The sequence below is a fragment of the Nocardioides sp. Arc9.136 genome (assembly GCF_030506255.1).
Taxonomy (GTDB): domain Bacteria; phylum Actinomycetota; class Actinomycetes; order Propionibacteriales; family Nocardioidaceae; genus Nocardioides.
Genome location: NZ_CP113431.1, coordinates 3,748,645 through 3,770,790 on the forward strand (window position 1 = coordinate 3,748,645; position 22,146 = coordinate 3,770,790).

21 protein-coding genes and 1 riboswitch are annotated in these 22,146 nt (G+C 73.7%); of the genes, 8 read left to right on the plus strand and 13 right to left on the minus strand.

Annotated elements, in window-relative coordinates:
- Positions 1–10: 10 nt before the first annotated feature.
- From OSR43_RS18135 to OSR43_RS18165, 7 genes are all read right to left on the minus strand, one after another.
- On the minus strand, positions 11–868 hold the full coding sequence (locus tag OSR43_RS18135; protein ID WP_302268163.1) for a RimK family alpha-L-glutamate ligase: 858 nt from the start codon (positions 866–868) through the stop codon (positions 11–13).
- A 202-nt stretch (positions 869–1,070) separates the two neighbouring features.
- Positions 1,071–2,468: a uracil-xanthine permease family protein gene (locus OSR43_RS18140; protein WP_302268164.1), complete on the minus strand. Its 1,398-nt coding sequence runs from the start codon at positions 2,466–2,468 to the stop codon at positions 1,071–1,073.
- A 361-nt stretch (positions 2,469–2,829) separates the two neighbouring features.
- Positions 2,830–3,108: a MoaD/ThiS family protein gene (locus OSR43_RS18145; RefSeq protein WP_302268165.1), complete on the minus strand. Its 279-nt coding sequence runs from the start codon at positions 3,106–3,108 to the stop codon at positions 2,830–2,832.
- A 34-nt stretch (positions 3,109–3,142) separates the two neighbouring features.
- Positions 3,143–4,423, minus strand: a complete 1,281-nt coding sequence (thrC, locus tag OSR43_RS18150; RefSeq protein ID WP_302268166.1) for a threonine synthase — start codon at positions 4,421–4,423, stop codon at positions 3,143–3,145.
- Between the two features lie 9 nt (positions 4,424–4,432).
- A riboswitch (SAM riboswitch) is annotated at positions 4,433–4,577 on the minus strand.
- A gap of 101 nt (positions 4,578–4,678) precedes the next feature.
- Positions 4,679–5,539: a trehalose-phosphatase gene (gene otsB / locus OSR43_RS18155; protein WP_302268167.1), complete on the minus strand. Its 861-nt coding sequence runs from the start codon at positions 5,537–5,539 to the stop codon at positions 4,679–4,681.
- Between the two features lie 84 nt (positions 5,540–5,623).
- On the minus strand, positions 5,624–6,127 hold the full coding sequence (locus OSR43_RS18160; RefSeq protein WP_302268168.1) for a LytR C-terminal domain-containing protein: 504 nt from the start codon (positions 6,125–6,127) through the stop codon (positions 5,624–5,626).
- A gap of 5 nt (positions 6,128–6,132) precedes the next feature.
- Complete coding sequence (locus OSR43_RS18165) at positions 6,133–6,429, minus strand: DUF3263 domain-containing protein (protein WP_166192651.1); 297 nt, start codon at positions 6,427–6,429, stop codon at positions 6,133–6,135.
- A 166-nt stretch (positions 6,430–6,595) separates the two neighbouring features.
- On the opposite strand from OSR43_RS18165, the gene OSR43_RS18170 reads away from it, so the two are divergent.
- The gene (locus OSR43_RS18170) at positions 6,596–7,603 is read left to right on the plus strand and encodes a Gfo/Idh/MocA family protein (protein WP_302268169.1); all 1,008 of its coding nucleotides are present in this window, start codon (positions 6,596–6,598) and stop codon (positions 7,601–7,603) included.
- Positions 7,604–7,615: 12 nt separating this feature from the next.
- On the opposite strand, the gene OSR43_RS18175 is transcribed toward OSR43_RS18170, so the two are convergent.
- Together OSR43_RS18175 and OSR43_RS18180 are read right to left on the minus strand one after the other, a co-directional pair.
- On the minus strand, positions 7,616–8,263 hold the full coding sequence (locus OSR43_RS18175) for a response regulator transcription factor (RefSeq protein ID WP_302268170.1): 648 nt from the start codon (positions 8,261–8,263) through the stop codon (positions 7,616–7,618).
- 34 nt (positions 8,264–8,297) lie between these two features.
- A complete protein-coding gene (locus OSR43_RS18180) occupies positions 8,298–9,587 on the minus strand; it encodes a sensor histidine kinase (protein ID WP_302268171.1) in 1,290 nt (429 codons plus the stop codon).
- Between the two features lie 138 nt (positions 9,588–9,725).
- Between OSR43_RS18180 and OSR43_RS18185 the strand changes: the two genes are divergently transcribed.
- Positions 9,726–11,162 carry a trehalose-6-phosphate synthase gene (locus OSR43_RS18185; protein WP_302268172.1) on the plus strand — a complete coding sequence of 479 codons (1,437 nt, stop codon included), beginning with the start codon at positions 9,726–9,728 and terminating at the stop codon, positions 11,160–11,162.
- Positions 11,163–11,303: 141 nt separating this feature from the next.
- On the opposite strand, the gene OSR43_RS18190 is transcribed toward OSR43_RS18185, so the two are convergent.
- The gene (locus OSR43_RS18190; protein WP_302268173.1) at positions 11,304–12,104 is read right to left on the minus strand and encodes an LLM class flavin-dependent oxidoreductase; all 801 of its coding nucleotides are present in this window, start codon (positions 12,102–12,104) and stop codon (positions 11,304–11,306) included.
- 18 nt (positions 12,105–12,122) lie between these two features.
- Complete coding sequence (locus OSR43_RS18195) at positions 12,123–13,679, minus strand: FMN-binding glutamate synthase family protein (protein ID WP_302268174.1); 1,557 nt, start codon at positions 13,677–13,679, stop codon at positions 12,123–12,125.
- 40 nt (positions 13,680–13,719) lie between these two features.
- Between OSR43_RS18195 and OSR43_RS18200 the strand changes: the two genes are divergently transcribed.
- The 3 genes from OSR43_RS18200 to OSR43_RS18210 are packed head-to-tail and all read left to right on the plus strand — an operon-like array spanning position 13,720 to position 17,838.
- Positions 13,720–15,024, plus strand: coding sequence for an alpha/beta fold hydrolase (locus OSR43_RS18200; RefSeq protein WP_302268175.1), 1,305 nt, complete (start codon positions 13,720–13,722; stop codon positions 15,022–15,024).
- A gap of 1 nt (position 15,025) precedes the next feature.
- Positions 15,026–16,384 (plus strand): MFS transporter, encoded by a 1,359-nt coding sequence (locus tag OSR43_RS18205; protein WP_302268176.1) that lies wholly within the window; start codon positions 15,026–15,028, stop codon positions 16,382–16,384.
- Positions 16,381–17,838, plus strand: coding sequence for an aminotransferase class V-fold PLP-dependent enzyme (locus tag OSR43_RS18210; protein WP_302268177.1), 1,458 nt, complete (start codon positions 16,381–16,383; stop codon positions 17,836–17,838). Before OSR43_RS18205 ends, OSR43_RS18210 begins: the two co-directional genes overlap by 4 nt.
- Before the next feature lie 8 nt (positions 17,839–17,846).
- On the opposite strand, the gene OSR43_RS18215 is transcribed toward OSR43_RS18210, so the two are convergent.
- Positions 17,847–18,332: a helix-turn-helix domain-containing protein gene (locus OSR43_RS18215; protein ID WP_302268178.1), complete on the minus strand. Its 486-nt coding sequence runs from the start codon at positions 18,330–18,332 to the stop codon at positions 17,847–17,849.
- A 65-nt stretch (positions 18,333–18,397) separates the two neighbouring features.
- Between OSR43_RS18215 and OSR43_RS18220 the strand changes: the two genes are divergently transcribed.
- The 3 genes from OSR43_RS18220 to OSR43_RS18230 are packed head-to-tail and all read left to right on the plus strand — an operon-like array spanning position 18,398 to position 20,418.
- Complete coding sequence (locus OSR43_RS18220; protein WP_302268179.1) at positions 18,398–18,886, plus strand: PaaI family thioesterase; 489 nt, start codon at positions 18,398–18,400, stop codon at positions 18,884–18,886.
- Positions 18,887–18,905: 19 nt separating this feature from the next.
- Positions 18,906–19,598 carry a uracil-DNA glycosylase gene (locus tag OSR43_RS18225; RefSeq protein ID WP_302268180.1) on the plus strand — a complete coding sequence of 231 codons (693 nt, stop codon included), beginning with the start codon at positions 18,906–18,908 and terminating at the stop codon, positions 19,596–19,598.
- Between the two features lie 28 nt (positions 19,599–19,626).
- Positions 19,627–20,418 carry a dioxygenase gene (locus OSR43_RS18230; protein ID WP_302268182.1) on the plus strand — a complete coding sequence of 264 codons (792 nt, stop codon included), beginning with the start codon at positions 19,627–19,629 and terminating at the stop codon, positions 20,416–20,418.
- A gap of 123 nt (positions 20,419–20,541) precedes the next feature.
- Here OSR43_RS18230 and OSR43_RS18235 read toward each other — a convergent pair whose 3' ends face one another.
- On the minus strand, positions 20,542–22,146 hold the full coding sequence (locus OSR43_RS18235; protein WP_302268183.1) for a succinic semialdehyde dehydrogenase: 1,605 nt from the start codon (positions 22,144–22,146) through the stop codon (positions 20,542–20,544).

Consider the following 22,146-nt stretch of genomic DNA (forward strand, 5'->3'; position numbering starts at 1 on the left):
CGGAGCGCTGTCACCGCGCCGCGAGGACCGACCCGACGAGGTCCGCGAACGGCCCCGCCAGCCCCGGCAGCACGTCGAGGTAGAGCCCGGGCTCGATCAGCTCCAGCTCGCTGACCACCCAGGCGCCGTCGAGCTGAACCAGGTCCACCCGTGCGTACGCCGGCGGGCCGGCCAGCAGCCGGCCGGCGGCCGCGACCGCGGCGCGGGCGACGTCGGCCCGGGCCGGGTCGACCTCCACGGCGACCGAGCTGCCGCCGTACAGCTCGTGCACGCGGACCTCCGACCCGCTCGGCCGCTTGTCGACCTGGCCGACCACCCGGCCGTCGAGGACCCACACCGAGGACTCCCCCACCGTCCGGACCGAGGCCACCAGCGGCTGCACGACCCATGGTCCGGCGACGAGCCCCTCCAGGCGCGGGTCGTCGGTGCGCTCGGCGACCACCACGCCGACCCCGCCCGCCCCGGTCCGGGGCTTGACCACGACCGCGCCCCACCGGTCGAGCGCCTCCTGCAGACCCACCCTCAGCCCGCGGTCGTCGAGCAGCGCGGTGGGGACGACCGGGACCTCGCGGCCCAGCTCGAGCAGGTAGGCCTTGTCGGCGTTCCAGGCGACCAGGTCGCTGCCGTGCAGCACCCGCGTGCTGCGCTCGACTCCGCGCAGCCAGGCCAGGAACTCGGCGTACCGGCGCTGGTAGTCCCACGTCGAGCGCAGCACCACCAGGTCGGCGGCGGCCCAGTCGACGTCCGGGTCGTCCCAGACCGCCCACCGGGCCTCGACCCCCCGCTCGGCGAGGGCGGTCACGAGCAGCTCGCCGCCCTCCTCGCCCTCGGGGAGCAGGGAGAACGTCGCCAGGAGGACGTGCGTCACCGGCCGGTCAGCCCCTTGACGCGTGCCGGCAGCGCGACGACCGCCCGCGGGCTCTCCCGGTGCTCGCTCACGACTTCCTCCAGGGTCCGGTTCGTCACGGCGACGACCTTAGGGCGCCGGCGCACCCAGGTGTCGACCGCCCGCGCAAGCCACGACGCAGGCCCGGACCATCTGGTCCGGGCCTGCGCGAGGACGGAGGCGCCTACTGCTGCTCGGGTCGCTGGACGGTGTCCGGAAGGGGGGTGTCCACGTCGACGAACGCGGCCCCCTCCTCCGGGCGAGGTCGCAGGAGGTTGAGGAGGACGGCGATGAGCGCCGCCGGCAGGATGCCGGAGGTCATCAGCACCCGCAGGGACTCCGGCATGACCTCCGCCGCGGCGGGCACGGCGGCGAAGCCCTGGCCCACACCGATGGAGGCGGCGATCACGATCAGGTCGTGACGGTCCAGGCGGCACTCGGCGAGCAGCTGGATGCCAGCGCCGAGCAGCATGCCGAACATGACCACCGCCGCGCCGCCCAGCACGGCCGACGGCATGGCGGTGATGACCGCGGCCAGCTTGGGCACCAGGCCCAGCGCGATGAGGAAGCCGGCGCAGATCGTCACCACGTGGCGGCTCATCACCCCCGTGAGGGCGACCAGCCCGACGTTCTGCCCGAAGGTGGTGTTCGGCAGGGCGGAGAAGACGGCGGCGACGCTCGTGGCCGCACCGTCGCCCATGACGCCACCGGCGAGCTCACGGTCGGTCACCTCGCGCCCGGCGCCGGCCTTCGTGATGGCCGACAGGTCGCCGATCGTCTCGATGGAGACCGCGATCGCCATCGCGCCCATGGCGATGAAGGCCGCCGCCGGGAACTCCAGACCGAACTCCAGCGGCGTCGGGAAGGCGAACCAGGACGCCTCGGACACGGGACTGAAGTCCACCTTCCCCAGGGCGATCGCGACGAGGTACCCGACCACGAGGCTGACCAGTACCGAGGCCGAGGCGATGATGCCCTTGCCGAAGCGGTAGGCGAGGAGGAGGACGACGAGGACGAGGGTCGCGAGACCGAGGTTCTCCCACGAGCCGAAGTCCTCGGCGCCGTTGCCGCCGCCGTAGAGGTGCATGCCGGTGGGGAGCAGCCCGATCCCGATGACGAGGACGACGATCCCGCTCACCAGCGGCGGGAAGAGGCCGCGCAGCCACTTGAGGCTGAAGCCCAGCACGAACTTCACGGAGCCCGCGAAGAGCGCACCACCGAGGACGGCTGCGAGCCCGTACTCCTGGGCCAGCGGGATGGACACCACCAGGAACCCGAAGCTGGTGCCCTGCACGACCGGCAGCCGCGCGCCGACCGGCCCGATGCCGATCGTCTGGATGAGCGTGGTCAGGCCGGCGGCGAACAGCGCCACCTGCACCAGGAAGACCGTCTCCCCCGTCGTCGCCCCGATGGCGGTGGCCAGGATGATCGGGATGGTGACGTTGCTCGCCATCATCACCATGACGTGCTGCAGCGCGAGCAGCAGGGCCTCGCCGACGGGAGGCATCTCGTTGATGTCGTACTTGACGTGCGCGGGCAGCTGCGACGACGGCGCAGGCCGGCGGGAACGGTCGGAGGCCATGGGTTCCTCTCGCGGGGGGGTTCCGCAGATCCTCACAACCGCGCTGTGATCCGGACCACTGGACAAGGTGACACCGGTCCGGCCCTCCGGGTGTGAAGGTCTGCCAGCCGCCGTCGACGCCCGACCGGGTGCGGGCGGCGACGCCCACGGTCCGAGCAGCAGGCCGGGACGGCGGCGACGGCGAGGACCGGCAGGCAGGTCCCAAGGACCAACGGCAGTGCCGCTGCGCGAGAGGTCAGCCCGGGGGGCATGCGTGCTGGGGGTGGCCGGACGGCGGAGGTGGCCGGGGGCCCCGCGGAGGAGCCCTGCCCGGCTGCTGCCCCGGTCACCCGGGTCCGGGGTCCGGCCGGCTCGGAGGGGGTCAGCAGCCCCCGGCGACGGCCGGGATGACCGAGACCTGCACGCCGTCCGGCGTGGGCGTGGCCAGGTCGTCGAGGAACCGGACGTCGTCGTTTCCGACGTAGACGTTGACGAAGCGGCGCAGCGCGCCGTTGTCGTCGAGGATCCGCGCCTTGATGCCGGCGTGGTGGGTGTCGAGGTCGTCGAGGACCTCCGCCAGGGTCGCGCCCGTGGCGGTCACCTCGGAGGCACCGTCGGTGTAGGTGCGCAGGATGGTCGGGATGCGGACCGAGACGCTCATCGGCTTGTCCTCGTGGGTCGGGATCGGGCGGGGCTCAGGCCAGGCCGGTGGCCGCGAAGGCGGCGTACGACGGGGCGATGGTCGCGACGGGGCCGACCGAGCCGGACACCGCGTCGAGGGTCTTCAGGCCGTGGCCGGTGTTGATGACGACCGTCTCGAGCTCGGGGTCGAGCTGGCCGGACTCGACGAGCTTCTTCAGCACGCCCACGGTGGTCCCGCCGGCGGTCTCGGTGAAGATGCCCTCGGTGCGGGCCAGCAGCACGATCGCCTCGCGGACCTCGTCGTCGGTGACGTCCTCGACCGCCCCGCCGGTCTGGCGGCACACGTCGAGGACGTAGATCCCGTCGGCGGGGTTGCCGATGGCGAGGCTCTTGGCGATGGTGTCGGGCTTGACCGGCCGGATCGCGTCGACGCCGGCCTTGTAGGCGACCGAGACCGGCGAGCAGCCGGCGGCCTGCGCGCCGAAGACCTTGTAGGGCCTGTCCTCGACCAGGCCCAGCCCCACCAGCTCCTGGAAGGCCTTGTGCACCTTGGTCAGCTGCGAGCCGCTGGCGACCGGGATGACGATCTGGTCGGGCAGGCGCCAGCCGAGCTGCTCGGCGATCTCGTAGCCGAGGGTCTTGGAGCCCTCGGCGTAGTAGGGCCGGACGTTGACGTTCACGAACGCCCAGCCGTCCTCCTCGCCCGCGATCTCCGAGGCGAGCTTGTTGACGTCGTCGTAGTTGCCCTCGACGGCGACCAGTGAGTCGGTGAAGACCGCCGAGTTGACCTGCTTGGGCTGCTCGAGGTTGCTGGGGATGAACACGACCGTCTTCATCCCGGCGCGGGCACCCGCGGCGGCGACGGCGTTCGCGAGGTTGCCGGTGCTCGGACAGGCGAACACCTTGCTGCCGAACTCGCGGGCCGCGCTCAGCGCGCAGGCGACGACGCGGTCCTTGAAGGAGTTGGTCGGGTTGGTCGAGTCGTCCTTGACCCACAGCCTGGCCAGGCCGAGCTCGGCGGCGAGGTTCCTCGCCTCGAGCAGGCGGGTGAAGCCGGGCTCGGTGTTGGGGCTGGTCTCGATGTCGGTCGGCACCGGCAGCAGCGCCTTGTAGCGCCAGATGTTGCGCGGGCCGGCCTCGATCTCCTCGCGGGTCAGCTGCGGGAAGTCGTAGGCGATCTCCAGCGGGCCGAAGCACTCGCTGCACGCGTAGTGCGGGCCCAGCTCGACCTCGTGGCCGCACTCGCGGCAGGTGAGGGCCCGGGCGTTGCCGAAGGCACCCTCACGGATCTGGGTCTTCTCGGCACTCGGCTCGATGACAGGGGCAGCGCTCATGATTCCTCCTTCTCATCTTCCCCGGGTCACGACGGTCGCGCCGGGCGGAATTGGCACCGTTACCGACGACCGACCCGGGTCTACCGGGGGCGGAGGCGCGTTGGCGGTTGCCGGGACTTCACAGGGCCGTTCCCTCTGTCCCTCTGGATGAGCTGTCGAGAACAGTACGTCGCACCGTCCCAGCCCGTGAAACCGGGTCCCGCCATGTGGACGGGACAGCACGCAGGGGCGCCCACGGGTCCGCGGGCGGACAGGTCAGGAGCCGGCTCTGGAGGCGGCGCGGGCGTCGGCGGCGAGCCGGCGCAGCAGGTCGAGCACGCCCTCGGGACCCGGCACGACGACGTCGGCGCGCTCGACGAGGGCGCTGACCGCGTCCTCCTCGGAGGCCGAGCAGACCAGCAGCGTCGGCAGGCCGTCCTTGCCCAGGGCGGTGACGGCGTCGAACGCCTCGAGGTCGCCGAGGTCGTCCCCGGCGAAGAGGAAGGCGCCGGCGCCCACCTCGGCGACGAGCGCGTCGACGGCCTTGCCCTTGTCCATGCCGGGGGCGCGGACCTCGATGACGTTGCGGCCGGGCTCGAGGACCAGCCCGTTGCGACCGGCGAGGTCGCGCAGCACCGGCAGCAGCCGCTCGAAGGCGCCCTCGGGGTCCGGGAGGCGACGGGTGTGGACGGCGTGCGCGAGGCCCTTGTCCTCCACCCACGCGTCGGCGGCGTCGGCCCGCCGCAGCGCCCGCGGCAGGTCGCGCAGGAACGTCGCGAGCCCCTGCGGCGGGCGAGGCGAGACGATCCGGCGCCGGGTGGAGGACCACCGCTCGTTGCCGTACTGGCCGAAAAGGAACAGCTCCTTGCCGGCGTCGGCCATGGCGTTGCCGACCTCCTCGAGCCCGCCGAGGTCCAGGGCCTGGCGGGCGGGCCGGCCGGTCACCACCGCGACGGCGGCGACCACCCCGGCCAGGTCCACCAGGACCTCACCGGCGTCGGGGTGGATGTGCGCCTTCGTCGGGTCGTCGACGATCGGTGAGAGCGTGCCGTCGAAGTCCAGGCCGACCACGGCCCGTCCCGCGGCGCGCACCAGTGCGTCGTACTTCCGCTCGCCCTCGGCGGAGGTGAACTCCATGCCCCCAGCCTTCCAGACCGGCGGGAGCGCCACACGTGGGCCCGCTCACGCGGGCCACACCGGGAGCGTCGGTCGAGCAGTGGGTCAGTCGAGGGGCGCGGTGAGGATGATCGTGAGCCGGTCGAGCCGCATCGGGTCGACAGCGGGGACGACCCGCTCGACGCCGAGGTCGAGGGCCAGGAGCTTCGCGGCGCGCTCGAGGCGCGGGGGGAAGTAGACGGTGGTCGCCGGGATGGTGCCGACCCAGTTGTCGGAGCCGACGACCTGCCAGCCGGCCTGGCCGGCCTGGTCGGCGACGGAGCCGGCGAGCCCGGTGATGCCGGAGTTGTTGTAGACCTCGACGTAGACCTCGGAGCGCTTGACCGGCGGCTTGGCCGGCTTCGGCTCCTTGCTGGGCTCGGCCGCGGACGCCGACGGCGTGGCGACGGGCGTCTCGCGCTGGGAGATCGTGGTGATCTCCCGCTCGGTCGGCTCCCCGCCCCGGGTGGCGACGAAGGCGATGCCGGCCATGGCCACCGCGATGATGCTCAGCATCACCACGGGCGAGGGGAAGACGAAGCCGCGCTGGTCGCGGTGGCGGGCGGTCACGGCGCTCAGACCTCGAAGCCCAGGCGGCGGGCCGAGCGCTGGCGCTGGCGCTGGGAGCGCAGGCGGCGCAGGCGACGGACCAGCAGCGGGTCGGCCTCGAGCGCCTCGGGGCGGTCGATGAGCGCGTTGAGGACCTGGTAGTAGCGCGTCGAGCTCATGTCGAACTTCTCGCGGACCGCGGTCTCCTTGGCGCCGGCGTACTTCCACCACTGGCGCTCGAACTCGAGGATCTCTCGGTCGCGGTCGCTCAGGGTCGGCGTGGCCCCGGCCTCGTGGCCGTCGAGGGCGTTCGCGGCGTCCATGCGCAGTCTCCCGGGAGCTGGTGTGGCGATAGGTGTCCGGACGCAACTGTAGGCGACGAACCACAGCGGTGTCATTCGGCTCGCCAGACGTGTCCCGGTGGTCTGGCCCCGCGGTCCGGAGCGCCTCCGGAGACCCTCCGGCGGGCTGTGTGGGACTCTCCTCCCCGTGACCGAACGCACCCGCTGGGGCATCCTCGCCACCGGCAAGATCGCCCGCACGTTCGCCGCCGACCTCGCGCTCGTCGAGGACGCCGAGCTGGTCGCCGTGGGCTCCCGACGGCCCGAGGCCGCCGCGGAGTTCGCTGCCGAGCACGGCGGGCGGCCGCACGGCTCCTACGAGGAGCTCGTCGCCGACCCCGAGGTGGAGGTGGTGTACGTCGCGAGCCCGCACGCGCTGCACCTCGAGCACGCCCGGCTCGCCTTCGAGGCCGGCAAGCACGTCCTGTGCGAGAAGCCGCTGACCCTCTCCACCGTGGACGCCGAGGAGATGGTCCGCCTCGCCGCCGAGCACGACCGCTTCCTCATGGAGGCGATGTGGACGGCGTGCCACCCGCTGGTCCGCGCGGTCGTCGAGCAGGTCCGCTCCGGCCGGTTCGGGACGCCGCGGCACCTGCACGCCGAGCTGGGCTTCCGGGTCGACGCGGGCCCCGAGGACCGGATGTTCGACCCGGCACTGGGCGCCAGCGCACTGCTCGACATGGGGATCTACCCGCTCACCTTCGCCCACCTGGTCCTCGGCGAGGCCGAGTCGCTGACCGGCACCGCCGCGCTGTCCGAGCGCGGGATCGACCTCGACGTCGCGGTCACCGGCCGCTACCCCGGCGGGACGCTGGCCACGATGACGGCCTCGATGACGTCGTGGTCCTCCCGCGCCGCCGCGATCGCCACCGACCTCGGGCGGATCGACGTCCCCGACTTCCACCACCCCACCCGCGCGACGTTCACGCCGTACGGCGAGGGGAGCACCAACGACGGCGACGTGCTCCGCGAGCCGGTCGAGATCGTCGCCGACGACCCGGTCGTCGGCCGCGGCTACGGCAACGAGATCGCCGAGGTCGGGCGCTGCCTGCGGGCCGGCCTCCGCGAGAGCCCGTGGGTGCCCCACGACCAGACCTTGGTGCTCATGCGCCAGATGGACGCCCTGCGCGAGCAGGTCGGGGTGTCCTTCGGCTGACCGAGCCCCGGCTCATCCGGCCGAGCGCAGGTAGCTGACGACGGCGGCCACCCGGCGGTGGGCGGCGCCGTCGTCGGGCGCGAGGCCGAGCTTGGCGAAGATCCGCTGGGTGTGCTTCTCCACCGCCCCCGAGGTGACCACCATGGCCTCGGCGATCGCGCTGTTGGAGCGGCCCTCCGCCATCAGCGCGAGGACCTCGTGCTCGCGCGGGGTCAGCGCGGCGAGCGGGTCGCGACGGGCGCCCATCAGCCGGCGCACCACCTGCGGGTCGAGCGCCGTGCCGCCGCGGGCCACGGTGTCGAGGGCGGTGGTGAAGTCGTCGAGGTCGGCGACGCGGTCCTTGAGCAGGTAGCCGACCCCGCCCTCGCCGGCCGCGAGCAGGTCCTCGGCGTAGGCGACCTCGACGTACTGCGAGAGCACGAGCAGCCGGGCCTCCGGCCAGGACCGCCGCACCTCGACGGCGGCGCGCAGCCCCTCGTCGGTGTGGGTCGGCGGCATCCGCACGTCGACGATGCCGACGTCGGGGCGGTGCTCGAGCACCGCCGCCACGAACGACGGCCCGTCCGCGACCGACGCGACGACCTCGTGGCCGGCCTCGGCCAGCAGCAGCTGCAGGCCCTCGCGCAGCAGGAACGAGTCGTCGGCGACGACGATCCTCATCGGCCCCACCCCACCGGGCACCTCACCGGGCGCCTCACCGCGCACCCGTCGGCACCAGCGCCGAGACGACCGTCGGGCCACCGGCAGGCGACTCGAGACCGAGGGTGCCGTCGACCGCGAGCAGCCGCTGGCCGAGCCCGGCGAGGCCGTGGCCCTTCGCCTCGTGCGCACCGCCGACGCCGTCGTCCTCGACCCGCACCAGCACCGCGTCGCCGACGTCGCGCACCTGCACGCGGGCCGAGGCGGCACCACTGTGCTTCGCGACGTTGGTGAGCGCCTCGCTGACCACGAAGTACGTCGTGGTCTCGACGTGCGGCGGGAGGCCGGCGGGCACGTCGATGTCGGCCTCGACCGGCACCGCGCTGCGGGCGGCGAGGTCCTCGAGCGCGACCTGCAGGCCGCGGTCGACCAGCAGCGGCGGCGCGATGCCCCGCGAGAGCGACCGCAGCTCCTCGACGGTCTCCCCCACCTGGGCCAGCGCCTCCTCGATGGTCGCGGCGGCCCGGGCCGGGTCCGAGTCGAGCTGGCGGCGGGCGCGGCCGAGGTCCATGCCCAGCCGGACCATCCGCTGCTGCGGTCCGTCGTGGATGTCGCGCTCGAGCCGGCGCAGGGACTCCGCCTCCGCGCGGCGGGCGGCGCTGCGGCCGGTCTCCACGCGACGCACCTCCTGCTGGAGCTCGGCGCGGCTGCACAGCAGCCCCCAGGCCAGGCTGCTGTGCAGCCAGGCGACGAACCGGACGACGAACGGCAGGGTCAGCAGGGCGACGAGCCCCAGGGCGGCGTTCAGGAGGGACTCCGCGACCGCGCCCTCCCCCAGGCCGAGGAGCTCGGCGAGCCCGCCGTCGTCCTCCCCGTCCGGGAGCCACACCTGCCAGAACCAGTACGTCGCGCCGGTGAGCACCGCGCCCCACCAGGCGGCGGTGACCGCGAAGGCGAGCGTGCCGGTCACCAGGCCGGCGACCGACCAGGTCAGGTCGAGCCAGGACTGCGGGTCGCGCAGCGGCGTGACGGTGCGGCGGAGGAGACCGTCGCCGGGGCGCGCGCAGAGGTAGGAGGGGCTCGGCGCGGCGCGGCCCAGCATCGTGCGCATCCGGGCACGTTCGAACCGGGCGAACCCGCGCGCGACCATCGCCGCCAGGGCGAGCACGAGGACGCCGTACACCAGGACCAGCAGGCCGGTCCCGAGGCTGAGCAGGACGACCGCCAGCACGAACGCCGGGAGCGCGACGAGGAAGGCGGACAGCGCGTAGCCGCTGTCGAGCAGGGTGCGGCGCACGGCGCCGGCGGGCATCGGTCTCGAGGTCATCACTGCGGTCGTCGTCATGTCTCCACCCTGGTCGGGCGAGCGGGCGCGCACGATCCTGCCAGCACGACGGCCGGGGTGGGGCCAGCCCGACACCGCCCGCGCCCGCCGAGGCGTCCGATCCGTGTGCGGCCGTCGCCGGTTGGGCACTCCCCTAGGGTGAGCACCGTGTCTGCCGACCTCGTCATCGTGGCCAACCGACTGCCGGTCGACAGGGTGGAGCAGGCCGACGGCTCGATGGGCTGGCGCACGTCGCCGGGCGGCCTGGTCACGGCGATCGAGCCGGTCATGCGCGCGAACGACGGCACCTGGATCGGCTGGCCGGGCGGCACCGACTCCGACCTGGAGCCGTTCGAGGCCGACGGGATGAAGCTGGTCCCGATGTCGATGACCCAGGCCGAGGTCGAGGGCCACTACGAGGGCTTCTCCAACGCCACCCTGTGGCCGCTGTACCACGACCTGGTCGCCAAGCCGGAGTTCCACCGCGAGTGGTGGGACTCCTACGTCGCGGTCAACCGGCGCTTCGCCGAGAAGGCCGCGGAGCTGGCCTCCGAGGGTGCGACCGTGTGGGTCCACGACTACCAGCTGCAGCTGGTGCCCCAGATGCTGCGCGAGCTGCGACCGGACCTGCGGATCGGCTTCTACCTGCACATCCCGTTCCCGCCGGCCGAGCTGTTCCAGCAGCTGCCGTGGCGACGCCAGCTGCTCGAGGGCCTGCTCGGCGCGGACCTGATCGGGTTCCAGCTGCCCGGCGGCGCCCAGAACTTCGTCCGCCTCGTGCGCCAGCGGGTCGGCCACAAGACGCACCGCGACCTGGTCTACCTGCCCGACGGGCGCACCGTCCGCGCCGCGGCGTTCCCGATCTCCATCGACGCCGCGGGCTTCGAGGAGATGGCGCGCTCCGAGCCGGTCGCGCAGCGCGCCGAGGAGATCCGCACCGCCCTCGGCAACCCGCGCAAGGTGTTCCTCGGCATCGACCGCCTCGACTACACCAAGGGGATCTACGCCCGGCTGCGCGCCTTCAGCGAGCTCATCGCCGACGGCCACCTCGACGTCGAGGACGCCGTCTTCGTGCAGGTGGCGGTCCCCTCCCGCGAGCAGGTCGAGCAGTACCGCATCCTGCGCGACGAGATCGACCGCCTCGTCGGCCGGATCAACGGCGACCTCGGCCGCATCGGCCGCCCCGCGATCAGCTACCTGCACTCCTCCTACCCCCGCGAGGAGATGGCGGCGCTCTACCGCGCGGCCGACGTCATGGTCGTCACGCCCTACCGCGACGGCATGAACCTGGTCGCCAAGGAGTACGTCGCGTGCCGCTTCGAGGACACCGGCGCGCTGGTGCTCTCGGAGTTCGCCGGCGCCGCCGACGAGCTGCGGCAGGCCTGGCTGGTCAACCCCTACGACATCAACGGCATGAAGTCGGCCCTGCTCGAGGCCTACCGCGCCGACGACCGCGAGACCCGGCGGCGGATGAAGGCCATGCGCAAGACCGTCACCCAGCACGACGTCGCCGCCTGGGCGGACTCCTTCATGACCGAGCTCGGTGCCGTCCCCGGCTCGCACGGCAAGGCCGTGCGGCCGGCGAAGCGGTCGTAGGGGCTGGTCGCAGGCGTCGGAATCCCCGGGGCCCCGGGGAATCCGGCACTTCTCGGCCGATGCAACCCCTGAGAAGCGCCGGGATCCCCTGAGGAGTACGGCGGCTCCTCACCAGCCGGGCCAGCAGCCGCGGCCGGCGGTTCAGCCCGGCAGCAGCCCGGCGCCGGCCAGCGCCTCGACGAGCGGCCGGGGGTCGGGCCGCTCGTCGGTGCCCTGCAGGACGACGGTGTCGGCGCCGGCGTCGCGGATCTCGCCGACCCGCTCGGTCACCCGGGCGACGAGGTCCGGTGCGGCCGGGTCGAGCTCGGTGTAGACGGTGAGGACCGCCCGGCCGGGGCGGCCCGACGCGGAACGACCCTCGTCGACCAGCCCGCGCGCGCGGCGCACGGTGGCGGGGTCGCTGCCGGTGTGGTCGACCAGCGCGCCGTCGGCGACCTCACCGGCGAGGCGGAGCGTGCGCGGCCCGCGCGCCCCGACGAGCAGCGGCGGCCGCTCGGCAGGAGGCCGGTCGAGCGCGACGCCGTCGAGGGCGACGTACCGACCGGAGGTGGTCAGGCGCCGGCCGTCGAGCAGGTCGCGGACCGCCTCGGTGTGCTCGCGCAGCAGCGTCATCGGCGAGTCGACCCCGGCGCCGACCTGCGCCATCCAGTCCAGGACGCCGTGGCCCATCGTCGCCACGGACCGGCCGGGGAAGAGGTGCGCGAGGGTCGCGACCTCCATCGCCACGACCGCCGGGTTGCGCAGCGGCACCGGCAGCAGGCCGATGCCGACGCGGAGCCGCTCGGACCACGCCAGCGCCGCGGTCGCGGCGGTCAGCCCGCCCTCGAGGAAGCAGTCCTCCCACAGCCACAGCTCGGGCACGCCCGCCTCGTCGGCCGCGCGCACCACCTCCCGGAGCTCCTGGGGCGGCTGCTGCGGACGGAAGACGACACCGGTGCTCATGGCCCTCAGCGTGCCACCTCAGGCGTGCGCGGGGTGCGGGTCGTCGGGGATCCGGCCGAGCATCAGGTCCTCGACGGTGCCGGCGAGCACCGGCCCCGGCAGGCCCCAGCCCGGCTCGTAGCCGTAGGTCTCCCGCAACGACGTCGCGGTGCGCGTGCCGTCGAGCAGGTCGACGTCGTCGGGGCCGATGAGCGCGGGGTGCACGACGCCGACGGCCTCGGCGACCTTCTGCAGGTCGCGCCGCAGCGAGCGGATGTACGTCGCCGCGCGGACCGACTTCAGGGCCGGGTCGAGGCCGCGCTCGAGCCGCCGGTCCTGGGTGGCCACGCCCGTGGGGCAGGTGTCGGCGTGGCACTTCTGCGCCTGGATGCAGCCGACGGCGAGCATCGCCTCCCGACCCACGTGGATGCCGTCGAGGCCGAGCGCCAGCGCGACCACGGCGTTCTCGGTCAGCCCGAGCTTCCCGCCGCCGAGGAAGGCCACCGAGTCCTGGAGGCCGGCGCGCGCGAAGCGCTGGTAGACCTGCGAGAAGGCGATGCGGAACGGGTAGGCCACGGAGTCGGAGAACACCAGCGGCGCCGCGCCCGTGCCGCCCTCGCCGCCGTCGATGTTGACGAAGTCCACGCCCCGCTCGCGGGTGGACATCAGTGCGACCAGCTCGTCCCAGAACCCGAGGTCGCCCACGGCCGACTTGATGCCCACCGGCAGCCCGGTCTCGGCCGCGAGCAGCTCGACGAAGTCGAGCATCGAGTCGGTGTCGGAGAACGCCGTGTGCCGGCTCGGCGAGGCGCAGTCCTGCCCCACCGGGATGCCGCGGATCTCGGCGATCTCCGGGGTGACCTTGGCGCCGGGCAGCATCCCGCCGAGCCCGGGCTTGGCGCCCTGCGACAGCTTGATCTCCAGGGCGCGCACCGGCGCGGAGGCGACCAGCTCCTTGAGCCGCCCCAGGTCGAAGCGGCCCTCGGCGTCGCGGCAGCCGAAGTACGCCGTGCCGATCTGGAAGACCAGCTCCCCGCCGTTGCGGTGGTACGGCGACAGCCCGCCCTCACCGGTGTTCTGCAGGCAGCCGGCGAGCTCGGCGCCGCGGTTGAGCGCCTCGATCGCGTTGCCCGAGAGCGAGCCGAAGCTCATCCCGGAGATGTTGACGATCGACCCCGGACGGAACGCCTTGGCCCGCCCGCGCGGCCCGCCGAGCACCTTGCCCATCGGCAGCCGCACCGCCTCCTCGGCGTGCGGCGCGGTGGCCGCGCCCGGGCCGGCGAAGGTCCGGTGCTTGATGACGGGGTAGCCGATGCTGCGCTCGACGTCGTTGTCGGTGCCGAAGCCGAAGTAGGTGTTCTCCCCCTTCGAGGAGGCGTAGACCCAGCGCCGCTGGTCGCGGGAGAAGGGCCGCTCCTCGTCGTTGGAGGTGACGATGTACTGCCGCAGCTCTGGCCCGAACTTCTCCAGCGTGAAGCGCAGGTGCCCCACCACCGGGAAGTTGCGCAGGATGGCGTGCTTGCGCTGCGTGAGGTCGTGGGCGGCGACCGCCCCGAGGGCGGCGGCACCGGCGGCGGCGATCTTGGTCCAGCTCATGTCCTGTGCGGTACCCGCATCGGCGGGTACGTTGCGGCGCATGCCCCTCGTCCCCCAGCCCGACCAGGTCGTCGCGGCGGCCGGCAACGTCGCGCACAAGGTGCTGTACGGCGGGCTGGCGGACCTGCGTCCCATGCCGCGCACGCTCATCGACGAGGGAACGCTGCGCGAGGTCTACCACTACCGGCCGCGCGCGACCGTCCGCGAGCAGGGCGACCCGGTGCTGCTGGTGACGCCGCTGGCCGCGCCCGCGATCTGCTTCGACCTGCGGCGCGGCTGCTCCCTGGTGGAGCACCTGCTCTCGACCGGGCGCCCGACGTACCTCGTGGAGTACGGCGAGGTGTCCTTCCGCGACCGCTCGCTGGGCATGGAGCACTGGGTCGAGGAGGTCGTGCCCGCGGCGATCCGCGAGGTCTCGGCGCACGCCGGCGGCCGGCCGGTGCACGTCGTCGGGTGGTCCCTCGGCGGCATCTTCACGCTGCTGACCGCCGCGACCTCGCCCGACCTGCCCATCGCGTCGCTGACCTCGGTCGGCTCGCCGTTCGACGTCTCCCAGGTGCCGCTGGTCGCGCCGCTGCGGCCCCTGCTCAACCTGAACCCGACCGACGGCCGCGGGGCGATCACCCGGGCCTACCAGGCGATGGGCGGCGCGCCGAAGCCGCTGGTCCGCTGGGCGTTCCAGCTCAGCTCGTTCCAGAAGCTGGTGACCCGGCCGCTGGCGGTCGCGACCCACCTCGACGACGCCGACTTCCTCGCCCAGCTCGAGGCGGTCGACCGGTTCACCGCCAACATGTACGCCTACCCCGGCCGCAGCTTCGGCCAGCTCTACCACCGCTTCGTCAAGGGCAACGTGCTCAAGACCGGCGAGGTCGTGCTGGGCGAGCGGACCATCCGGCTGGAGGAGATCACCCAGCCGGTGCTGGTCTTCGCCGGCGCCACCGACGGCATCGCGCCGGTCGGGGCGGTCCGCGCGCTGCTCCCCCACCTGACGTCGGCCGAGGAGGTGCGCTTCGAGATCGTGCCGGGCGGCCACCTCGGCATGCTCACCGGCCGGCGGGCGCGGGGCACCACCTGGGAGGTGCTCGACGAGTGGCTCGAGCAGTGGTCGGACCGCCCGGCCCCCGAGGCTCCCCCGAAGGACGCCAAGAAGACCCCTGCCAAGAAGGTCCCGGCGAAGAAGACCACCAAGAAGGCCCCCGCCAAGAAGGCCCCCGCCAAGAAGGCCCCCGCCAAGAAGGCCCCCGCCAAGAAGGCCCCGGCCGAGGAGACCCCGGGCCCGGAGGCGATCGGCACCAACCCGGACCGGCGCCACGGCTCCGGCGGCTCGCGGTCGCTGGCCCGCTGAGGTGGCCACGCAGGAGTCGACCCGGGGCGCGGGTCCCGGCGACGCGAGCGGCGGCGCGCTGCCCCGCGGCGTACGCATCGGCTACGGGTCGGGCTCGGTCGCCACGGGCGCGTTCGGGACCGTGCCGGGGCTCCTGCTCCTGCCGTTCCTCACCGACTCCCTCGGCATCGCCGCGGTGCTGGCCGGCGTCATCGTGTTCCTCCCCAAGGCGTGGGACGTCGTCCTCAACCCGATCGCCGGGCGGGTCAGCGACCGCAGCACCGACCCGCGCGGCCCCCGGCGCCCGTTCCTGCTCCGCGCCGGGCTGGTGCTGGCCCTCGGCTTCGCGCTGATCTTCGCCGCGCCGTCCATGGCGACCGGGCTCGAGGCGGCGTGGGTGCTGGTCTGCTTCCTCGGCTGCGCCTCGGCGTACGCCTTCTTCCAGGTGCCCTACGTCGCCATGCCGGCGGAGATGACCGGCTCCTACGACGAGCGCACCCGGCTGATGACCTGGCGGGTCGCGATCCTGGCGCTCACGATCCTGGTGGCCGGCGGGACCGCGCCGCTCATCCGCGACGCGGTCGGCGGCCGGGACGGCTACCGGGTCATGGGCGTGGTGATGGCGCTGGTCATCCTCGTCGGCGTCGTCTCCTCCTACGTCGGCACGCGGCGCGCCCCGGTCGGCACCGTCGAGCCGGGCGCGGGCTCCCTGCGCGACCAGCTGCGGATCGTGGCGACCGCGCGCGACTTCCGCCTGCTGCTCACCACCTTCGTCGTCCAGGCGCTGGCCACCGGGTCCATGCTCGCCGGCGTGGACTACCTCGCCGAGGACGTCCTGGACAGCACCGGCGCCGCGACCGTCCTCTTCCTCTGCTTCGTCGGGCCGGCGCTCCTGCTGACCCCGGTGTGGTCGGCGGTCGGGCAGCGGGTCGGCAAGAAGCGCGGGTACGTCGCCTCCTCGCTGTTCCTCGCCGCCGGCGCCGCCCTCGCGGCCGTCGCGGACACCGCCCCCGCGGGCCTGGTCTTCGCGGCGGTCGGGCTCGCCGGGATCGGGTACGCCGGCTGCCAGGTCTTCCCGATGGCGATGCTGCCCGACGCGGCCGCCGTGGACGCCCGCCGGACCGGGAGCGGCCGCGCCGGCGTCTACACCGGCGTGTGGACCGCCGGCGAGACCCTCGGCCTGGCGCTCGGCCCGGCCGTCTTCGCCCTCGTCCTGGCCGTGGGCGGCTACCGGTCCTCGACCGACGCCGCCGCGTCCCAGCCCGACTCCGCGGTGACCGCGATCGTGCTCGGGTTCTCGTTGCTGCCCGCGCTCCTCGTGCTGGTCAGCCTGTGGTGGCTCTCCCGCTACACCCTCGACGCGACGGAGGTCGACGCATGACCAGCCCCACCCCGGACGCACCGGGCGCCCCCGACGTCCTGGCCGAGCTCCGCTCGCTGCAGCGCGCGGACCTGCCCGTGCAGGGCGGTCGCACGCTCGCCTACGTCTACGACTCCGGGCTCGCCGAGGTGGACCGGGTCGGCCGGGAGGCGGTCGCCGCCTACGCCGGGTCCAACGGGCTCGACCCGACGGCGTTCCCCAGCCTGTTGCGGATGGAGAACGACCTGGTCGCCTTCGCCGCCTGTCTGCTCGACGCACCGGCCACGGTGGTCGGCAGCGTGACCTCCGGCGGGACCGAGTCGGTGCTGCTCGCGGTCCAGGCCGCACGCGACGCGCGGCCGGACGTCGCGCGCCCCAGCATGGTCCTGCCCGCCACCGCGCACGCCGCCTTCCACAAGGCCGCCCATTACTTCAGCGTCGAGGCGCGGCTGGTCCCCGTCGGGCCCGACCACCGCGCGGACGTCGCCGCCACCGAGGCCGCGATCGACGAGAGCACGGTGCTCGTGGTCGCCAGCGCGCCGTCGTACGCCCACGGCGTCGTCGACCCCGTCACCGGGCTGGCCGCCCTCGCGGCCGCGCGCGGGATCCGCTGCCACGTCGACGCGTGCATCGGCGGCTGGGTGCTGCCGTACGCCGCTCGGCTGGGCCGCGACGTGCCGGCGTGGACCTTCGCCGTCGAGGGCGTGACGTCGATCAGCGTCGACCTGCACAAGTACGCCTACGCCCCCAAGGGCACCTCCCTCCTGCTGCACCGGACCCCCGCCCTGCGCCGCCCCCAGCTGTTCGCCTCCGCCGCGTGGCCGGGCTACACGATGCTCAACCCGACGATGCAGTCCACCCGCTCCGGTGGCCCGACCGCGGGAGCCTGGGCGGTGGTGCGGACCCTGGGCGACGCGGGCTACGAGCGGCTGACCGCCGACGTCCTGGAGGCCGTGGACCGGATCGTGGCAGGGATCGCCGACATCGACGGGCTGCGCCTGGTCGTGGAGCCGGACTCGACGCTGGTCGCGCTCGCCACCGACGGCACCTGCGACGCCTTCACGGTCTCCGACGAGATGGTGGCGCGCGGCTGGTACGTCCAGCCGCAGATGTCGTACGCCGCGCAGCCGCCGACGATCCACCTGTCGGTGAGCGCGGCGACCCTGGCCGGCATCGACGACCTCCTCGTGGCGCTCCGCGAGTCCGTCGCGACCGCGGTGGCCGCCGGACCGGTGGCGGTCGACGCGGGCGTGGCGGACTACATCCGCTCCCTCGACCCGGCCGCGCTGACCAACGAGGAGTTCGACGGGCTGCTGGCGGCCTCCGGGCTGGTCGGGGAGGGGGCCGACGGCGCGCTGGCCGTGCCCGCGCGGATGGCGGAGGTCAACGCGATGCTCGACCTGGCCTCCCCGGCGATGCGCGAGGCGCTGCTGGTGACCTTCCTGGACCGGCTGAGCCGCCCCACGACCGGCTGAGCGGCGCCTCAGGCGACGCCGGTCCGCCTCGCGCCCGGGCCGGGCCGGGGCACGGCGTCGCGCAGGTCCGCGACGCGGTGCCCGTGCTCGCAGACCAGCTCGGCGTGCAGCCGGCCGCCGCAGTCGCGGTGGGCGACCTCGACCGGTGGGCCCTCGGGGTCGGCGAGGTAGCGGTCGCCCCAGTCGGCGATCGCGACCAGCACCGGGTAGAGGTCGAAGCCCTTCGGTGTCAGGCGGTACTCGTGCCGCTCCCGCTCGCCCTCGGGGCGGTAGGGCACCTTGCGCAGGACGTCCTGGTCGACCAGCAGCGCGAGCCGGTTGCTGAGCACCTGTCGCGGGATGCCGCTGTGCCGCCGGATGTCGTCGAAGCGACGCACGCCGTTGAACACCTCGCGCAGCACCACGAACGTCCACCGCTCCCCCAGCACGGCCATCGAGCGGCCGACCGTGCAGTTCTCGGTCGACCAGTCGAGGGCCGACGGCGGTGTGGTCACGAGCACATCCTAGCCGAGGCTGGGTCTCGTTGACAGACCGAGCACCGGTCCGCCAGGCTGCGTCCATGACCGAGACCCAGGAGTCCAGCCCGCAGCCCGCCACCCACCAGGGCGACGGGCTCGACCTGGCGTCGATGACCGGCCTCGAGCTCCTGATGGCGATGCGCGACGGCCTCGTCCCGCCGGCACCGATCGCCGAGACGCTCGGCATGGTCGGCTTCGACGGCGAGCACGGCTCGATCTCGGTGGAGCTGGACCCCGAGCACCGGCACTACAACCCGCTCGGGACGGTCCACGGCGGGGTCATCTCCACGATGCTCGACACCGCCGCGGCCTGCTCGGTCCACTCCACGCTCGCGGCGGGCGAGGGCTACACCTCCCTCGACCTGACCGTGAAGTTCCTCCGCCCCGTCACCGTCGACTCCGGGCGACTGCGAGCGGTCGGCACCGTCGTCCACCGCGGGCGGCGCACGGCCCTCGCCGAGGCACAGCTCTTCGACGCCCGCGGCAAGCTGGTCGCCCACGCCACCTCCAGCTGCATGATCTTCGCCTGAGGCTCGGTAGCGTCGCGGCGTGAGCGCTCTCGCCGGACTGGTCGACCAGGGTCTCGTCGCTCCGGACTGGGCGGCCGCCCTGGCGCCGGTCGACGACCGGATCGCGGAGCTGGGCCGGTTCCTGCGCGCGGAGCTGGCGGCCGGCCACACCTACCTGCCGGCCGGCGAGCGGGTCTTCCGGGCGTTCGCCCGCCCGATGGCCGACGTGCGGGTGCTCGTCGTGGGCCAGGACCCCTACCCCACGCCGGGCCACCCGATCGGCCTGAGCTTCGCCGTCGACGCCCACGTGCGGCCGGTGCCGCGCTCGCTGGCCAACATCTACACCGAGCTGCGCAGCGACCTGGGCATCGACACCCCCGAGCACGGCGACCTCACCGCCTGGGCGGACGCCGGCGTCATGCTGCTCAACCGGGTGCTCACGGTCCGGCCCGGCGCGTCGGCCTCCCACCGCGGGCGCGGCTGGGAGGAGGTCACGGCCTGCGCGATCGAGGCGCTCGTCGCGCGCGGCGGGCCGCTCGCGGCGGTCCTGTGGGGTCGCGACGCCCAGGGGCTCAAGCCGATGCTGGGCGCCACGCCGTACGTCGAGTCCGTGCACCCCTCGCCCCTCTCGGCCCGCCGCGGCTTCTTCGGCTCCCGGCCGTTCAGCCGGGTCAACGACCTGCTCGCCCGCCAGGGTGCGGACGGGGTGGACTGGCGCCTGCCGGTGGAATAAGGTTGAACTCTCAACCATTGGAGTGGACATGGCAGTGGACCCCGTGACGACAGGCCGGATGCCGGCGCTCTACCTCGGCCACGGCGCGCCCCCGCTGCTCGACGACCCGACCTGGTCGGGCCAGCTCGCCGCCTGGGCCGCCGAGCTCCCGCGCCCGACCGCCGTGCTCATCGTCAGCGCGCACTGGGAGTCGGCGCCGGTCTCGCTCAGCGCGAGCCGTGCGCCGCTGGTCTACGACTTCGGCGGCTTCGACGCGAAGTACTACCGGATGACCTACGAGACGCCCGACGCCACCGCGCTCGCCCAGCGGGTCGCGGCGATGATGCCGGCCGGCGAGCCGGTCCACCAGCACACCTCGCGCGGGCTGGACCACGGCGCCTGGGTGCCGCTGCGGATCATGTACCCCGAGGCCGACGTCCCCGTCCTGCAGATGTCGCTGCCCACCCACGACCCGGTCCGGCTGATGGCGCTCGGCGAGCGCCTCCGTCCGCTGCGCGACGAGGGCGTGCTGATCATCGGCTCCGGCTTCCTCACCCACGGGCTGCCGTTCCTGACGTCGTGGCGCATCGACGCCGACGCACCCGGCTGGTCGGCGGAGTTCGACGCGTGGGCCGGCGAGGCGCTCGCCCGCGGCGACGTCGACGCCCTCGCCGACTACCGCCACCAGGCCCCCGGCATGCCGTACGCGCACCCCACCGTGGAGCACTACACCCCGCTCTTCGTCACCCTCGGCGCCGCGACCACCCCCGACGAGCCCGGCACCCAGGTCATCGACGGGTTCTGGATGGGCCTGTCGAAGCGGTCGCTGCAGGTGGCCTAGGGCAGCGTTCAACATCCCAAGTTAACTGGGGATGTTGACGCTTCGCGGCCGTCGCAATGGCCGCGAAGCGTGAGAATCCCAAGTTAACTTGGGATTCTCAGCGGCCCGATCCACCCGACCCGCTCAGCGGATCCGGGTGCGGCGCATCATACTCAGGCCGGTGAGCATGCCCTTGACGTACTCGTCGTAGTCCTGGCCGGGACGGGCGCCCATGACCTGCTTCTTGAGCACGGCGAGGTTCTGGACGTCGGTGTACTTCAGCAGCCCGTTGTCGCCGTGCCGGGCACCGACGCCGGACTGCTTGACGCCGCCGGAGGGGGTGCCCTTGGAGGCGTACGCCGTGGCCAGGGAGTCGTTGACGTTGACGTTGCCGGCGTGGATGCGGCGGGCGACACCGACCGCGCGGTCCAGGTCGGCGCCCCACACCGAGGCGTTGAGGCCGTAGTCGGTGTCGTTGGCGAGCACGACGGCCTGGTCGATGCTGCGGTAGGGGTGCAGGGCGACGACCGGGCCGAAGGTCTCGGTGCAGCCGGTCAGCATGTCCCCGGTGACGCCCTCGAGCACGGTCGGCTCGAAGAACGCCGGGCCGATGTCGGGACGCGGGTGGCCGCCGGTCACGACCGTGGCGCCCTTGGCGACCGCGTCCTGCACGTGGCTGTGCACCCGCCGCATGTGGTCGACCGAGATCAGGGAGCCCAGCTCGGGCCCGAAGTCGTACGCCGCGCCGATGCGCAGGCTCTCGGCCGCGGCGACGAAGCGCGCCTTCAGCTCCTCGTACCGGCTCTCGGGCAGGTAGATCCGCTCGATGTGCATGCAGATCTGGCCGGTGTTGCCGAAGACGCCGAACAGCGCGCCGGCGACCCACTCCTCGGGGTCGACGTCGTCGAGGACGATCATCGGGTTCTTGCCGCCGAGCTCGAGGCAGCAGCCGATCAGGTTGCGGCCGGCCCGCTCGCCGATGACCCGGCCGGTGGCCGTGGAGCCGGTGAACATCACGTAGTTGGCGTTGTCGATGAGCGTCGGGCCGATGTCGGGGCCCTCGCCGCAGACGACCTGGAACAGGCCCCGCGGCAGGCCGGCCTGCTCGAGCAGCGAGATGCCGTACAGCGGGGAGAGCGCGGTCTTGTTGTCCGGCTTCAGCACGATCGCGTTGCCGGCCATCAGCGCCGGGATGGCGTCGGAGAGACCGGTGGCGAAGGGGAAGTTCCAGGGCGCGATGATGCCGACGACGCCCTTGGGCTGGCGGATCTCGGTGGAGCTGGAGACCAGCGGGACGGGGCCGCCGCGCTTGACCGGGGCCAGCAGCCTCGGCGCGCGCTTGAGGTAGTGGCTGATCACCATCACCGGGTCGCAGGTCTCCTCGACCGCCATCCGGCGGTTCTTGCCGCTCTCGGCCTGGATCAGGTCGGCGGTGGTGAGGGCGTTCGCGACGAGCAGCGAGTGCGCCTTCTTGAACACCTTCAGCCGCTTGCGCAGCGGCCAGGACGCCCACTCCTGCTGGGCCGAGCGGGCGGCGGCGAAGGCCGCCTCGATGTCGGCCGGCGTGGACTGCGGGAGCTCGACGAGCGTCTCGCCGGTGTAGACCTCGGCGAGGGGCCACGTGGCTCCCCCCGAGCCGGGGACCCGGGCGACGAGGTCCGCCAGGAACGCGTCGGTCAGCGTCGCGGGGCGGCGCAGCCGCGAGCCGGGGGCGGCAGCGGTGGTGGGCCGGTCGGCGGTGGTGGTCAT